General features: G+C 45.5%; 1 protein-coding gene. It reads left to right on the top strand.

What is annotated here, in order from left to right; all coding sequences use genetic code 11:
* Positions 1 to 28: 28 nt before the first annotated feature.
* Positions 29 to 847: AMP-binding protein (locus BGP78_RS20670; RefSeq protein WP_259386394.1), on the top strand; the 819-nt coding region annotated here is incomplete at its 3' end.

Here is an 847-nt window from a genome sequence, read left to right as displayed (position 1 = left end):
CTTGACTCATACATTAAATGAGACATCAGTGGCGTACGATAAAACAGCCTGTATTCATACCTTATTTGAGCACCAAGCCCAGCAGCAGCCAGATAAGGTTGCGGTGGTCTTTGCCGATAAAACACTGACGTACAAGCAGTTGAACGAGCAATCAAACCAACTGGCGCATTACCTACGGGAACATCATGCTATTCGGCCAGACAGTTTGGTAGGCTTGTGTGTGGAACGCTCGCTGGAAATGGTGATAGGAATTTTAGGTATTTTGAAGGCCGGCGGCGCATATGTGCCATTAGACCCAAGTTACCCACAGGCGCGTTTGAACTACATGCTAGAGGATGCCGAATTATCCGTGGTATTAACCCAAGGCGATACCGCGCAGCAATTAGGGGACTTTACTGGTGAGCTTGTTGCATTAGATGATAAAGCGCTCTTTGAGCATATATCGGCGGACAATAACATAAACTCCAAGGTGTTATCGCGGAATTTGGCTTACGTAATTTATACATCAGGTTCAACAGGGCAGCCTAAAGGTGTGATGGTAGAGCACCAAGCATTGTTTAATCGGATCCACTGGATGCACAATAAGTATGGGATGACTGCGGATGATAAAGTGCTCCAAAAAACCCCTTACAGCTTTGATGTGTCGGTGTGGGAGTTTGTGTGGACATTGGCATATGGTGGGCAGCTTGTGGTGGCTAAACCCGATGGCCATAAAGACCCAGAGTATTTGTGTGATTTGATCCAATCTCACGGGATCACAAAAATGCACTTTGTGCCTTCGATGTTAGGGGTTATTTTAGAGCATAACGGGTTTAAAAATAGTGGCAGTGTGAAACAAGTTTTTTGT

The sequence above is a fragment of the Pseudoalteromonas sp. MSK9-3 genome (genome assembly GCF_003590335.1).
Taxonomy (GTDB): Bacteria; Pseudomonadota; Gammaproteobacteria; order Enterobacterales; family Alteromonadaceae; genus Pseudoalteromonas.
The sequence above is the reverse complement of the archived record's forward strand: the minus strand, read 5'-3'. Positions and strand labels throughout refer to the sequence as shown.